The sequence below is a fragment of the Albimonas marina genome (genome assembly GCF_029223255.1).
Taxonomy (GTDB): Bacteria; Pseudomonadota; Alphaproteobacteria; order Rhodobacterales; family Rhodobacteraceae; genus Albimonas.
This window is the reverse complement of sequence record NZ_JARHUC010000002.1, coordinates 761,806-775,882: the sequence shown is the minus strand read 5'-3', so window position 1 is coordinate 775,882 and position 14,077 is coordinate 761,806. Positions and strand designations below refer to the sequence as shown.

Annotated in this window: 13 protein-coding genes; 3 read left to right on the top strand and 10 right to left on the bottom strand. The window is 74.0% G+C overall.

Features of this window, described 5'->3' with window-relative positions:
* The first annotated feature begins 67 nt into the window (after window positions 1-67).
* On the top strand, window positions 68-802 hold the full coding sequence (locus P2H44_RS07300; RefSeq protein ID WP_275762813.1) for a GntR family transcriptional regulator: 735 nt from the start codon (window positions 68-70) through the stop codon (window positions 800-802).
* A gap of 119 nt (window positions 803-921) precedes the next feature.
* Here the strand turns inward: P2H44_RS07300 and P2H44_RS07295 are convergent, their stop codons facing one another.
* From P2H44_RS07295 to rpmF, 5 genes are all read right to left on the bottom strand, one after another.
* The gene (locus tag P2H44_RS07295; RefSeq protein ID WP_275762812.1) at window positions 922-1,443 is read right to left on the bottom strand and encodes a MerR family transcriptional regulator; all 522 of its coding nucleotides are present in this window, start codon (window positions 1,441-1,443) and stop codon (window positions 922-924) included.
* Window positions 1,444-1,478: 35 nt separating this feature from the next.
* A complete protein-coding gene (ihfA, locus tag P2H44_RS07290) occupies window positions 1,479-1,781 on the bottom strand; it encodes an integration host factor subunit alpha (protein ID WP_092861723.1) in 303 nt (100 codons plus the stop codon).
* Between the two features lie 267 nt (window positions 1,782-2,048).
* A complete protein-coding gene (locus tag P2H44_RS07285; protein WP_275762811.1) occupies window positions 2,049-3,026 on the bottom strand; it encodes a beta-ketoacyl-ACP synthase III in 978 nt (325 codons plus the stop codon).
* Window positions 3,023-4,162: a phosphate acyltransferase PlsX gene (plsX, locus tag P2H44_RS07280; RefSeq protein ID WP_462976269.1), complete on the bottom strand. Its 1,140-nt coding sequence runs from the start codon at window positions 4,160-4,162 to the stop codon at window positions 3,023-3,025. Before plsX ends, P2H44_RS07285 begins: the two co-directional genes overlap by 4 nt.
* A gap of 290 nt (window positions 4,163-4,452) precedes the next feature.
* Window positions 4,453-4,656 carry a 50S ribosomal protein L32 gene (gene rpmF / locus P2H44_RS07275; protein ID WP_275762808.1) on the bottom strand — a complete coding sequence of 68 codons (204 nt, stop codon included), beginning with the start codon at window positions 4,654-4,656 and terminating at the stop codon, window positions 4,453-4,455.
* A 561-nt stretch (window positions 4,657-5,217) separates the two neighbouring features.
* Between rpmF and P2H44_RS07270 the strand changes: the two genes are divergently transcribed.
* Together P2H44_RS07270 and P2H44_RS07265 are read left to right on the top strand one after the other, a co-directional pair.
* Window positions 5,218-5,784 (top strand): hypothetical protein, encoded by a 567-nt coding sequence (locus P2H44_RS07270; protein WP_275762807.1) that lies wholly within the window; start codon window positions 5,218-5,220, stop codon window positions 5,782-5,784.
* Window positions 5,785-5,930: 146 nt separating this feature from the next.
* Window positions 5,931-8,774 (top strand): valine--tRNA ligase, encoded by a 2,844-nt coding sequence (locus tag P2H44_RS07265; RefSeq protein WP_275762806.1) that lies wholly within the window; start codon window positions 5,931-5,933, stop codon window positions 8,772-8,774.
* Window positions 8,775-9,054: 280 nt separating this feature from the next.
* On the opposite strand, the gene dprA is transcribed toward P2H44_RS07265, so the two are convergent.
* The 5 genes from dprA to P2H44_RS07240 form a co-directional block, all read right to left on the bottom strand.
* Window positions 9,055-10,302 (bottom strand): DNA-processing protein DprA, encoded by a 1,248-nt coding sequence (gene dprA / locus P2H44_RS07260; protein WP_275762805.1) that lies wholly within the window; start codon window positions 10,300-10,302, stop codon window positions 9,055-9,057.
* Between the two features lie 73 nt (window positions 10,303-10,375).
* On the bottom strand, window positions 10,376-11,038 hold the full coding sequence (plsY, locus tag P2H44_RS07255) for a glycerol-3-phosphate 1-O-acyltransferase PlsY (RefSeq protein WP_275762804.1): 663 nt from the start codon (window positions 11,036-11,038) through the stop codon (window positions 10,376-10,378).
* Complete coding sequence (pyrC, locus tag P2H44_RS07250) at window positions 11,035-12,324, bottom strand: dihydroorotase (protein WP_275762803.1); 1,290 nt, start codon at window positions 12,322-12,324, stop codon at window positions 11,035-11,037. Before pyrC ends, plsY begins: the two co-directional genes overlap by 4 nt.
* Window positions 12,321-12,941, bottom strand: a complete 621-nt coding sequence (locus P2H44_RS07245; RefSeq protein ID WP_275762802.1) for a hypothetical protein — start codon at window positions 12,939-12,941, stop codon at window positions 12,321-12,323. Before P2H44_RS07245 ends, pyrC begins: the two co-directional genes overlap by 4 nt.
* The gene (locus P2H44_RS07240; RefSeq protein ID WP_275762801.1) at window positions 12,938-13,906 is read right to left on the bottom strand and encodes an aspartate carbamoyltransferase catalytic subunit; all 969 of its coding nucleotides are present in this window, start codon (window positions 13,904-13,906) and stop codon (window positions 12,938-12,940) included. The genes P2H44_RS07245 and P2H44_RS07240 overlap by 4 nt, the downstream gene beginning before the upstream one ends.
* Window positions 13,907-14,077 lie beyond the last annotated feature (171 nt).

Genomic DNA, 14,077 nt, shown 5'->3' with positions numbered 1-14,077 from the left:
ATTCTCAGTATACTGAAACCGACGGCCCGCCAAGGCGCCGTCGCGGGACGGACGGGGAGGGCGGCCGATGGCGCCGACGATGCACGGGACGACTCAGGCCGGGACGCAGGACGCGCTCGCCCGCCTCGCCGCGCTGGGCCCCCTTGGCGCGGGCGGGAGCCTGGGCGAGGCGGTCTTCGCCCGCCTGCGCGAGGGGCTGCGCCGCGGCCTGCTGCGCCCCGGCGACCGCCTGCGGGAGGAGGAGGTCGCCGCCGCCCTCGCCGTCAGCCGAACCCCGGTGCGCGAGGCGCTGGGCCGGATGCAGGCCCGCGGCCTGATGCGCCGGGGCGGGGGCCGGGGCCACGTGGTGCGCGGGCTGAGCGGGGCGGAGCGCGAGCAGGTCTACGCCATGCGCGCGGTGCTGGAGGGGGCGGCCGCGGGCCTCGCCGCCCGCCACGCGGGCCCCGCGGACCTCGCGGCGCTGGAGGGGCTGCACGCCCGCTTCGCCGTCCTGCCGGGGGAGGCCGCGACGGAGGCGGCGGAGCTCAACCGCGCCTTCCACGACGCCCTGCGGCAGGCGGCCGGGAACCCCTGGCTCGACGCCTCGCTCGAGGCGCTGGCCGACGCGATCTCCCTGCTGGGCGCCACCACCTTCACCGCGCCGGGACGGCATGCGGAGGCGGTCGGCGAGCATGGCGAGATCCTCGACCACGTGCGCGCCGGGCAGGCGGAGGCGGCCGAGGCCGCAGGCCGCCGGCACATCGAGGCGGCCCTGGCCGCGCGGCGGCGGCTGCCGGACGGAGGCGCGGGCGAGGTCGCGTAAGCCGAAGGCCCGAGCCGCCCGACGCGGCCCCGGGTCAGGCCCGGGGCGGCAGTGGTTTCAGGTGGGGGACGCGCGCGGCGCCGCGAAAAGATCGTCCAGCGGAACCAACCGCTTGGCGGTCAGCCTTCACGCAGACGGTTGCGCAGGGCCTCGAGCTTGGAGATCACCGCGCGGACCCGCTCGGCGTCCGGGGCCTCGGGCTCGGCCGGCGCGGCGGCGTCAGGCTCGGCATCCGGCTCGGGCGCCGGGGCGGCCGGGGCCATCGAGGCGCCGGCGGGGGCCAGCGCAGGGGCCGGCTCGGCGGCGACGGGCGCCTGCGCGGTCGGCGGGGCGGGCGTCTCGGCGACCTCCTCGAAGGGTTCGCCCAGCACCTCGGCCCCGCGGCGCACCACGTGCTTCTGGCCCTTCTCGCGGAAGATCTTCTGGACGCCCTTGATGGTCAGGCCGTCCTCGTAGAGCAGCTCGCGGATGCCCACGAGCAGCGTCACGTCCTCGGGCCGGTAATAGCGCCGGCCGCCGCCGCGCTTGATCGGGCGGACGGCGGTGAACTTCGATTCCCAGAACCGCAGGACATGCGCGGGCACATCCAGCGTCTCGGAGACTTCCGAGATGGTTCGAAACGCGTTGGGGGACTTGTCCATGTCCGGGAGGGGCCCTCCGGGCGCCGGCGGGCCGGTCAGCCGCTGAGGGCGTCGTTGATCTTGTCCTTCAGGATGTGCGACGGGCGGAACACCAGCACGCGGCGCGGCTCGATCGGAACCTCCTCGCCGGTCTTGGGGTTGCGGCCCATGCGGGCGCCCTTCTGGCGCACCTGGAAGGTGCCGAAGGAGGAGATCTTCACCGTCTCGCCCTTCACGAGCGCGTCGGAGACATGGCCGAGAATGCTCTCGACCAGCTCGGCGGACTCGTTCCGCGACAGGCCGACCTCGCGGTAGACGGCCTCGGTCAGGTCGAGCCGGGTGTGGGTCTTGTTCGCCATCCGCGCCTCCTGCGCCCCTCTGGAAACCGCGGCCCCCGGGCCGGTGGGACCGGGCCGTGGCGCGCAATTCCAAAGCCTAGGCCGCCGTGGATTTCAGAGTCAATGTCAATGACTTGGCGAGGGGCGCGCAGAACGCCTCTCAGCCCCGCGGCGGAGGCCATCCGCGTCCCTGCGGAAACTCCGTCGCCGGGCGGTCGAAAGCGAAGCGCCCGCCCCGTTTCCGGCGGCGGGCGCGACCCGAAGTTCAATCCGCTCAGGCGCGAAGCCTCACCAGCGCATCAGCGCGGCGCCCCAGGCGAGCCCGCCGCCGATGGCCTCCATCAGCAGCAGGTCGCCCTGCCGGATGCGCCCGGCCTGCACCGTCTCCGACAGCGCCAGCGGGATCGAGGCGGCCGACGTGTTGCCGTGGTTGTGCACGGTCATCACCACCTTCTGCATCGACAGGCCCGTCTTGCGCGCGGTCGATTCGATGATCCGGCTGTTGGCCTGGTGGGGCACCATCCAGTCGATGTCGTCGGCGGTGGCGCCGACGGTTTCCATCGCTTCATGAGCCACTTGCGCGAGTTTGTTCACAGCGTGCTGGAACACCCGCTGGCCCTGCATCCGCACGCAGCCCGCCCGCCCGGTCGAGGACGGCCCCCCGTCGACGTAGAGCAGGTCGTGATGGGCCCCGTCGGAATGCAGCTTCACCGACATCACCCCGCGGTCGGCGAGCGTGCCGGCGCCCGGCTCGGCCGAGAGGATCAGCGCCCCCGCCCCGTCGCCGAACAGCACGCAGGTCGAGCGGTCGGTGAAGTCGAGGATGCGCGAGAAGGTCTCGGCCCCGATCACCATCACCGTCCTGGCCTGGCCCGACTGGATCAGCGAGTTGGCCATGCCCACGGCGTAGATGAAGCCCGCGCAGACCGCCTGCACGTCGAAGGCGAAGCCGTTCGTCATGCCGATCGCGTGCTGCACGCGGGTGGCGGTGGCGGGGAAGGTCTCGTCCGGCGTGGCGGTGGCCAGCACGATGGCGTCGAGGTCCGACGCCTCCAGCCCGGCGGCCGCCAGCGCGCGCTGGGCGGCGGGAATGGCGAGGTCCGAGGTCTTCTCGTTCGGGGCCGCGAAATGGCGCCGCTCGATGCCGGATCGGGTCTTGATCCACTCGTCGGAGGTCTCGAGGGTCTTCGCGAACTCGGCGTTCTCGACGACCCGCTCGGGGAGGTGGTGGCCGCAGCCCAGCGGGACGGCGCGAGTTACGGTCATCCTGTGGTCTTTCCGCTCCTGTCCGAATCCGCGCCGGCAGTGTTCCGGGCCGGGAAGGCGTTTGCAACCTGTTCGGCCACACGTCCCTGGAAACCCGAAAGACCCATGGTCGCGGCCAGCTTGATGGCCGAGGCGACGGCGGTGGCGTCGGCGGACCCGTGGCTTTTCACCACCGATCCGTTCAGCCCGAGGAACACCCCGCCGTTGACCTGTCTTGGATCTATGCGCTTCGACAGCCGGCGCAAGGAGGTCCAGGCGGCGAGCGCCCCCAGACGCGACAGCCAGGTGTGGCGGAACGCCTCCTTCAGGCTGTCGGAGATCAGCTTCGCCGTGCCCTCGGCCGTCTTCAGCGCGATGTTGCCGGTGAAGCCGTCGGTGACGATCACGTCGACCCGGTCGGACAGGATGTCGCTGCCCTCGACGAAACCGATGTAGGAAAATCCCGCGCCCGGACGGATCGCGGCGGCCGAAATCAGCTCGGCGGCGTCATGGAGATCCTCGCCGCCCTTCGAATCCTCGGAGCCGACGTTCAGCAGGCCCACCCGCGGCCGGTCGATCTTCAGGCCCAGGCGCGCGTATTCGGCGCCCATCACCGCGTATTGCGCCAGGTTCTTTGGCTCGGCCCGGATGTCGGCGCCCACGTCGAGCACGATGTTGTGACCGGCCGGCCCGCGCGAGGGCCAGAACACCGCGATGGCCGGGCGGTCGACGCCGGGCGCGCGGCGCAGCGCCAGCATCGCCAGCGCCATCAGCGCGCCGGTGTTCCCGCAGGAGACCGCGACCGAGGCCTCGCCGGCCTTCACCGCCTGCAGCGCGCTCATCATCGAGGTGCCGCGGCTGTGGCGCATGATCTTGGAGGGCTTGTCCGACATCGCCACCACCTCGGGGGCGTGGCGCACCTCGGTCCGCTCGGCGAGGCCGGGGCGGCGGCGCATCAGGCGCTTCAGCTGCGCCTCGTCTCCGTGGACGATGAAGCTGATGTCGGGGTTCTTCTTGGCCGAGATGGCCATGCCGGCCAGCACCGGGCCGGGGCCGCGGTCGCCGCCCATGGCGTCGACCGAGATCACGTTGGACCTCCGCCGGGGCGGGGCGTCCGGGCCGACCTCGCCGCTCGCGGCGGCGCGGTGCGCATGCAATTCGATCGGCGCCGCCGCGCGGTCGGGCGCGGCGGACGGGGACTCGTGGGGGCGCGTCTGGTCTGTCATCCGGTGTCGGGGCGTCCGGAGCGGCGGGTCGGGAGGCGGCGTTCCGCCGGGCGATGGGCGGGGCGCCGCGCGGCAGGTCCGCGAGGGTCGTTCCGTGCGGACGCCGGCGTGGACCCGCGGGACGGACGCATCCGCCCTGGCCGGCCGGGCGCGGGGCTCCCCCTCGGGGGACGGCGCGCCTCAGGCCGGGGTCGCGCCCCCGAGGGGGCGCGGCGCGGCGATCAGGACGCCTCGTCCAGATCGACGTCCTCGACCATGCTCACGACCTCGCGGCCGGCATAGTGGCCGCAGGAGCCGCAGACGTGGTGCGGGCGGCGCAGCTCGCCGCAGTTCGGGCACTCGGCGTAGGACGAGGGCGACAGGGCGTCGTGCGACCGGCGCATGTTGCGCTTGGAGCTGGTGACGCGATTCTGGGGGACCGCCATGGGTCTGACCTCCGTAGCTTCTGGGGCGGCCGGCCTATCGAACCGCCCGTCGCGCGTGAAGGCCGGACCCATCATCCGCGCCGCTCCGCTCCGCGGGGGTCATCCCCGCGTCTCGGATCGGAGCGTCGGACGGGATCCGACTCCGCTTGAAAAACGAGCGGCGAACATACGCCGAAATCCGTGAAGCGCAAGGGCGAACCCGCATCCGTTCCGCCGGCCTCGGCGCGGCGTCCCGCCGCCCCGGAAATGGCCCCCGCGGCCGCCCTCGCGGCAGGCGCCGTCCCCTCGGCGCCCAAGGGTTCGGCGCCGGCGAGGGCGGGCGCCTGCGCAGTGATTAATCGGATATTGACGCAGCGGCGGCAAGATCGATCCGACGCGCGACGCCGCCGGGCGGGCCGACTCCCCCCTCCCGCGCCCGCGTTCCCCTGCATGAGACGACCCGCGGTCCGGCCGGCGGTCGATGCTGCGCTGCGGCGCGATCCGTCTCGATTTGCTGCATGTGCGAAGTGTTGGCCCGCCGCTTGCTTGTCCGCTTCAAGCACGAACCGGAGGCCTCCCGCCATGATCCCGACCCGGACGACCGCCCTGCCGCTCGCCCTCGCGCTTTCCCTCGCGGCCGCCACCGCGACCGCGGGCGGCGCGCCCGACGCCGGCCAGCCGGTCCCCGAGGGCGAGGCGCTGCGTGCGCCGGTGCCCGCGAACGCCTATATCTCGCGCGACGGGCTCGACTGGGCCTGGGCGGCGCCGGTGCCCGCGCCGCTGGCGGGGATGGAGTTGGGGCGGGTCGCCCCCGACGGCTGGCGCCTGCCGACGCCCGCCGAGCTGACCCGCGCCCCCGCCCCGGTCGATTTCGTCTTCCCCGGCGCCAACGTGCCGCTCGACGGGCAGGACGCGGCCTCGGGCGCGCGCTTCCTGATGCCGGGGCCGGGGCTCGAGGGCGCCGCCGCCTGCGCCGCGCCCTGGTTCGGCGCCTGGCGCCATTGCGACTGGGTCGACGGCGAGGGCGTCTTCGGCCAGGCCTGGGCCGGCCGGGACGGGCAGAGCCGCTATTCCGAGCAGCTGATGGTGCGCGACTCGCGCCTGCCCGAGGTCCCCCTCGCCGCCGCCCCCGCCGCGCCCCGCGGCTGACGACGGGCGCGCCTGCGCGCCGCGGACGCGGGGCGGCGCGCCCGCCGCGCCGCGCGCCTTGCGGTCTTTCCCCCATGGTCCGTGCACGATAGAAGCGCCGGGACATCTCGACGCCTCGCGAAATTCCCGACCCGGACGCCCGCGCCATGCCCATGGAAAAGACCTTCGACGCCGCCTCGGCGGAACCCGAGATCTACGCCCGCTGGGAGGAGGCCGGCGCCTTCGCCGCCGGCGCCAACGCCAAGCCGGGGGCGGAAGCCTTCTCGATCGTGATCCCGCCGCCCAACGTGACGGGCAGCCTCCACATCGGCCACGCGCTGAACAACACGCTGCAGGACATCCTGATCCGCTGGAAGCGCATGCAGGGCTACGACACCCTGTGGCAGCCCGGCCAGGACCACGCCGGCATCGCCACCCAGATGGTGGTCGAGCGCAAGCTGGCCGCCGAGGGCAACGCCGGCCGCCGCGAGATGGGCCGCGAGGCCTTCACGAAGAAGGTCTGGGAATGGAAGGCCGAGAGCGGCTCGACCATCCTCAACCAGCTCCGCCGCCTGGGCGCGAGCTGCGACTGGTCGCGCAACGCCTTCACCATGTCCGGCGCGCCCGGCGCGCCCGAGGGCGAGGACGGCAACTTCCACGACGCCGTCCTGAAAGTCTTCGTCGAGCTGCACCGCGCCGGCCTGATCTACCGCGACAAGCGCCTGGTGAACTGGGACCCGCATTTCGAGACGGCGATCTCCGACCTCGAGGTCGAGCAGGTCGAGGAGAAGGGCCACCTCTGGCGCTTCCGCTACAAGCTGGCCGACGGCGAGACCTACGACCACCCGATGGTGCGCGAGGAGATCGACGGCGAGCCGGTGCTGCGCCCCTGGACGACCGACGACGACGACCCCGAGGCGTGGGAGGAGCGCGACTACATCGTCGTCGCCACCACCCGCCCCGAGACCATGCTGGGCGACACCGGCGTCGCGGTCGCGGCCGACGACGTGCGCTATGCGGGCCTGGTGGGCAAGTCGGTCGTCCTGCCGCTGGTCGGCCGGCGCATCCCCATCGTCGCCGACGAGCACGCCGACCCCACCAAGGGCACCGGCGCGGTGAAGATCACCCCCGCGCACGACTTCAACGACTTCGAGGTCGGCAAGCGCGCCGGCCTGCCGCGCATCAACGTCATGACCTCGCGCGCCGCGATCACGGTGAAGGACAACGCCGAGTTCCTCGAGGGCTGTTCGCCCTCGCCCGAGGCGATGTCCCTCGACGGCCTCGACCGCTTCGTCGCCCGCAAGGCGATCGTGGACCTCGCCGAGGCGCAGGGCTGGCTCGACGGCATCGACGACGAGCAGCACGTGGTGCCCCACGGCGACCGCTCCAAGGTCCCGGTGGAGCCCTGGCTGACCGACCAGTGGTTCGTCGACGCCCAGACGCTCGCGAAGGAGGCGCTGGCCGCCGCCCATGACGGCCGCACCACCTTCCACCCCGCCAACTGGGTGAAGACCTACGACCACTGGATGGAGAACATTGAGCCCTGGTGCATCTCGCGCCAGCTGTGGTGGGGCCACCAGATCCCGGTGTGGTACGGCCCGGACGGCAAGATCTTCTGCGAGATGACCGAGGCCGAGGCGCTGGCCGCGGCCCGCGCCCATTACGAGGGCGAGGTCGAGCTGACGCGCGATCCCGACGTGCTCGACACCTGGTTCTCCTCCGGCCTCTGGCCGCAGGGCACCTTCGGGTGGCCGGAGGCGACGCCGGAGCTGGCGAAATACTACCCGACCTCGGTCCTGATCACCGGCTTCGACATCATCTTCTTCTGGGTCGCCCGGATGATGATGATGGGCCTGCACTTCATGAAGGACGAGGCCGGCCGCCCGCAGGTTCCGTTCCACGACGTCTACGTCCACGCCCTCGTCCGCGACGAGAAGGGCAAGAAGATGTCGAAGAGCCTGGGCAACGTCATCGACCCGCTCGACCTGATCGACGAGTACGGGGCGGACGCGATGCGCTTCACGCTGGCCTCGATGGCGGCGATGGGGCGGGACATCAAGCTCGCGGTCTCCCGCGTCGCCGGCTATCGCAACTTCGCGACGAAGCTGTGGAACGCCGCCCGCTTCGCCGAGATGAACGAGTGCAAGCCGGTCGTGGGCTTCGACCCCGCCGCCGTGCAGGCGCCGGTCAACCGCTGGATCGTGGGCGAGACGGCGCGCATCGCCGCGACCGTCGACCAGGCCCTGGCCGACTACCGCTTCAACGACGCGGCCAACGCGCTCTACGGTCATGTCTGGGGCGTGGTCTGCGACTGGTACGTCGAGTTCGCCAAGCCCCTGCTGATGGGCGAGGACGGGCCGGCGAAGGACGAGACGCGCGCGACGCTCGCCTGGGCCATCGACCAGTGCCTGAAGCTGCTGCACCCGTTCATGCCCTACGTGACCGAGGCGCTGTGGGGCCAGATCGCCTCGCGCACGAAGATGCTGATCCACGCCGACTGGCCGGCGCTCGACGCCGCGCTGGCCGACCCGGCGGCGGACGCCCGCGTGGGCCGGCTGGTGTCGCTGATCGAGGCGATCCGCTCGGTGCGCGCGGAGATGAACGTGCCGCCCTCGGCCAAGCTCGCCCTGCTGCTGGTGGACGGCGACGCGGACCTCGAGGCCGCCATCGCCGAGGACCTGCCGCTGATCGAGCGGCTGGCGCGCGTCGATGGGTTCTCTCGCGCGGCCGAGGCGCCGAAGGGCGCGGCCACGATCCCAGTGGCGGGCGGCGCGCTGGCGCTGCCGCTGGCGGGGATCGTCGACGGCAAGGCCGAGAAGGCGCGGCTCGAGAAGGCGCTGAGCAAGGTCGAGAAGGAGGCCGCGGGCATCGAGAAGAAGCTCTCGAACCCCGGTTTCCTCTCGAAGGCCCCCGAGGAGGTGGTCGAGGAGAACCGCGAGCGCCTCGCCGAAGCCAAGGCCGAGGCCGAGCGCCTGCGCGTCGCCGCCGCCCGCGCCGCCGAGCTCGTCTGACGCGCCTGTCATGCGGCGCCCGCTGACGCGGGCAGTCCTTTCGCCTCGGGCCGCGCAGACGCGCGGCCCTCAGGGCCCCCGCCCCGGCGGGGGCCTTTGCGTGTTCACGGGGGCGCGGGAGGAGACGGGGCAGGGCGGAACCACGCCTTTCCGTCGGACAGCGGAGGCGTCCCTGTCGGACAGGGGCGTCGGAGAGGGGCGTCGGAGAGGGGAGGCGTCCCGGGGCGGCACCGGTCGGCGGGCGCCCGGTCCTCCGCGGTCGGCGGCCGGGGCCTCGCCCTCACTCCGGCAGCAGCGCCACCAGCCCGCCGGGGCGGCGGTCGAGGCGGCCGGCGAGCTCCAGCTCCAGCAGCACGTCGGCCAGCGCCGAGAGCGGGGCGCCGGAGAGGCGGGCGAGCTCGTCCTCCTCCACCGGGGCGAGGCCCAGCAACTCGCGCACCTGCGCGCGCAGCGCCGCGTCGCGCTGCGCGGCCGAGAGCGGCGGGCGCGCGAACCCGGCGCCGGGATCGGCGAGGCCGGGCGCGTCGGGCGTCCCGGGTTCCGGGTCAGGGGCCGCCTCTGGCTCCGGCAGGGCGGGGGCGAGGTCGGGCAGGGCGGCCGCGGCCTCCAGCGCCTCGATCACGTCCTCGGCGTGGCGCACGAGGGCCGCGCCCTGGCGGATCAGGGCGTTCCCCCCCTCCGAGCGCGGATCGAGGGGGGAGCCGGGAACCGCCAGGACCTCCCGCCCCTGCTCCAGCGCGAACTCGGCGGTGATGAGGGAGCCGGAGCGCGCCGCCGCCTCGATCAGGATCACCGCGCGCGAGAGACCCGCGATCACCCGGTTGCGGCGGGGGAAGTGGCGGCCCTGGGGGGCGAGGCCGATGGGCGCCTCGGAGACGACGGCGCCGCCGCCCTGCGCGATGCGCCCGGCCAGCTCGGCATGTTCGGACGGGTAGACCGCCTGCACGCAGCCCGCCACCGCCGCCACCGTGCCGCCGCCGTCCCCGGCCGCGGAGAGGGCGGCGTCATGGGCCGCCCCGTCCACCCCGCGCGCGAGGCCCGAGACGGTCCACAGGCCCTTGCGCCCCAGCTCCGCCGCCAGCAGCCGCGCCACGCGCAGGCCCACCGCCGAGGCGTTGCGCGCCCCCACGATGGCGACCGCGGGCCGCATCAGCGCCGCGGGATCGCCGCGCACCCACAGCACCGGAGGGGGATCGGGGATGCGGGCCAGCGCCTCGGGGTAGCCCGGCCGGTCCCAGACCAGCAGGCGCGCGCCGGCGGAGAGGCCGGCGCCGAGCTCCCGCTCCGCCTGCGCGAGGGAGGCCACGGTCACGCCCGACGCGCCGCCGCGGCCGGCGAGGCCGGGCAGGGCGTCGAGCGCGCGGGCGGGGGTTCCGAAGCGGCGCACCAGGCGCACCCAGGTGGAGGGCCCGACGTTGCGGCTTCGCGCCAGGCGCAGGGCGTCGAGCGCCTCCGCCTCCGAAAGCGTCGCGGGGGGCGGGGCGGGAACCGGGGTCGCGGGACGGCTCAGGTCCAGGCGCGGCTGCATGGGGCCTCCTGTGGAAGACCCCGGCAGATGACGCCCTCAGGGTTAAACGCGGGTTAATCGCTCGCGCCGCCCGTCAGCGTTTCGACTTCGCGCCGATCTTCGTCTCCTGCCCGCGCAGCAGGCGGCCGAGGTTCTCGTGGTGCTTGGCCCAGACCAGCAGGGCGAGCAGCACGAACAGCCCCACCGCCTCCAGCCGCCCGAAACCCCACAGCGCCAGCGGCGAGGCCGCCGCCGCCGCCAGACCGCCGACGGAGGAGTAGCGGGTCAGCGCCGCCGCCCCCAGCCAGACGGCGAGGCAGACGAGCCCCGCGGGCCAGCTCAGCGCCAGGGTGCAGCCCAGGATCGTGGCCACCCCCTTGCCGCCCCGAAAGCGCAGCCAGATGGGAAAGCAGTGGCCGATCATCGCCCCGCAGGCGCCCAGCACCGCGGCGTCCGGGCCCCACATGCCCGCGATCAGCACCGCCGCCGCGCCCTTGCCCGCGTCCAGCAGCAGCGTCAGCGCCGCGGCCGTCTTGTTGCCCGTGCGCAGGACGTTGGTCGCCCCGATGTTGCCCGAGCCGACCTTGGTCAGGTCCCCCAGGCCGAACACCCGGCTGAGCAGCACCCCCATGGGGATCGAGCCGAGCAGGTAGCCCAGGACCAGCGCCCCCAGCAGGTACGGCAGGGCGGCGTCGAGGCCGGGGGCCGCGGCCTCGCCCAGCAGGGCGCGCAGCCATTCGGGAATGAACCGGGTCATGCCGCCTGCGCCTCCCGCGCGTAGACTTCGACGCCCGCCACGAAGCTGCGCAGCACACGCCCCTGCATGGTGCGCAGGTCGTAGGGCGTGTTCTTCGAGCGGGAATTCAGCGTCGCCCGGTCCAGCACCCAGGGCGCGCCGGGATCGAACAGCACCAGGTCCGCCGGCGCCCCGGGCGCGAGGCGCCCCGCCTCCAGCCCCAGCAGCCGCGCGGGCGCGAGGCTGAGGCGCGCGAAGAGCGTGGGCAGGTCCAGCGCCCCCGCATGCACCAGCTGCAGCGCGGCGGGCAGCAAGGTCTCCAGCCCCACGGCGCCATGGGCGGCCTGCTCGTAGGGCAGGCGCTTGAGCTCCTCGTCCTGGGGCAGGTGGGCGGAGGTGATCACGTCCACCAGCCCGTCGGCGACCGCCTGCACCAGGGCCTGGCGGTCTTCCTCCGCGCGGAGCGGCGGGCGCAGCTTGAAGAAGGTGCGGTAGGGCTCGATGTCGAGCTCGTTGAGCGTCAGGTGATGGATCGAGGCGCCGGCCGAGATCTTCAGGCCCGCCCGCTTGCCCCGCTCCAGCACCTCCAGCGCGCCGCGGGTGGAGAGCTGGTCGGCGTGGTAGCGCGCGCCCGTCAGCTCCACCAGCGCGAGGTCGCGCTCGAGCTGCATGCGCTCGGCCATGGCGGGGATGCCGGGCAGGCCGGACTTGGCGGCGAAGAAGCTCTCGGTCGCGCAGCCTTGGGCGGAGAGGATCGGCTCCTGCGGGTGGTGGATCACCAGCGCGTCGAGCGAGCGGGCGTAGGTCAGCGCCCGGCGGAACACGGTGGGGTCGGCGACGGGGTGGTCGCCGTCGGTGAAGGCGACGGCGCCGGCGTCGCTCAGGAACCCCATCTCCGACATCCGCTTGCCGGCGCAGCCCTGGGTCAGCGCGCCCATCAGCTTCACGTTCACCGGGCAGACGGCGGCGGCGCGGCGCAGGGCGAATTCCAGAACCGCCGGGTCGTCCGCCACGGGATCGGTGTCGGGGCGAACCACCAGCGTGGTGACGCCGCCCGCGGCGGCGGCGAGGCCGGCGGTGCGGTAGCTCTCGCGATGGCGGGCGCCGGGCTCTCCGACGTAGACGGACATGTCGACGATGCCGGGGGCGAGGGCGCGGCCGTTGCAGTCGATCACGCGCTCGGGCTTCGCGGCGGCTGCGTCGCCGACGGCCGATATGCGCCCGTCCTCGATCAACAGGTCGCCGCGGGCCTCGGTCCCGGCCTCGGGGTCGATCAGCAGGGCGTCGCGCAGCAGCAGCGAGGTCATCGGCGAGGGTCTCCGGATCGGAGCGGAAGGGGCGTGGTGGCGGCGGCCCAGGCGCGCACGGCGGCGTCGTGCACGGCCTCGGTCTGGTCGTCGACGGCGAAGGCGAACCCGTCGCCCAGCCGGCGCAGGCTGCGCCCGCGGATCGGGCGCGGCGCGGTGCGGCGCGAGGAGGCGGGGACGCCGAACAGCACCCGCGCGCCGCGCTCGTCGCGCTGCGGGGGGCCGATCTCGGCCCAGGCGAGGGCGGTCTCGCGCGGCCTGCGCCGGAAGGTCATGACGATGGCGCGCAGGTCGGTCAGCGCATAGCGGGTGCGGGGCCGGTTCACGATGGTCTCGGTCGCGGCGGCGAGCATCAGCGCCCCCAGCCCGAGCGGCAGAAGACCGACGCCGGCGATCACGGCGCCCCGCGTCGTCAGCAGGTCGCCCAGGCCGTCGCCGTTCAGCGCCGCCTGCACCGGCAGCCAGATCCCGAGCGCGGCGAAGACGAGCGCCATGGCCCCGACGGCCCAGTCGCCCGGGCTGCGCGGCGCCGGCGCGCCGGTCCACAGCAGCCGCTCCCCGGGCGCGAGGGTCGCGGCCCAGGCGGCGCGGACCTGCTCGGGCGAGGGGCTGCTCACGCCGGCGCCCCCTGCGCCTCGGCCAGCAGCTCCAGCACCGCCATGCGCACCGCCACGCCCATCTCCACCTGCTCGCCGATCACCGAGCGCTCGGGGTCGTCGGCGACCAGCGCGTCGATCTCGACGCCGCGGTTCATCGGGCCGGGGTGCATCACGATGGCGTCGGGCTTGGCGCAGGCGAGCTTGCGGTGATCGAGGCCGAAGCGGTGGAAATACTCGCGCTGGGAGGGGACGAAGGCGCCGTCCATCCGCTCCTGCTGCAGGCGCAGCATCATCACCACGTCCGCGCCCTCGAGCCCCTTCTCCATGTCGTGGAAGACCTCGACGCCGTAGCGGTCGATCTCGGGCGGCAGAAGGGTGGGGGGCGAGACCACGCGCACCCGGTTCTCCATCATCCCCAGCAGGATCATGTTGGAGCGGGCGACGCGGGAGTGGGCGACGTCCCCGCAGATGGCCACGGTCAGCCGGTGCAGGCGGCCCTTCCGCCTGCGGATGGTCAGCGCGTCGAGCAGCGCCTGGGTCGGGTGCTCGTGGCGCCCGTCGCCGGCGTTGATGACGGACGCGTCCACCTTCTGGGCCAGCAGCGCCACGGCGCCCGAGTGCTGGTGGCGCACCACGATCAGGTCGGGGTGCATGGCGTTGAGCGTGGCGGCGGTGTCGAGCAGCGTCTCGCCCTTCGACATCGAGGAGGTGCGCACGCTCATGTTCATCACGTCCGCGCCCAGGCGCTTGCCCGCGATCTCGAAGCTCGCCTGGGTGCGGGTCGAGTTCTCGAAGAACAGGTTGATCTGGGTGAGGCCGCGCAGGGTCGTCTTCTTCTTATCCCGCGTCCGGTTCAGCGCCACGTAGTCCTCGGCGAGGTCGAGGATCGCGGTCACGTCGGCGGGGCCGAGCTGCTCGATCCCCAGCAGGTGGCGGTGCGGCAGGCGGGCGCCCGCGGTCGGGGAAGACGGGGTCTGGGTCACGCGGCGGCGGCTCCCTTGCAGTGCGCCGACCTTATGGCGCCGGGAGGCGGGGCCGGGCAAGGGCGGGCGGCGCTCTCGCGCCGGCGCGGGGCCCCTTCGGGCGCGATCACGTTCCCGCGGCGCCCCGCGCGCCGGCTTGACCTCGGCCGCGCCGCGCCGTTCCGTGTCGCG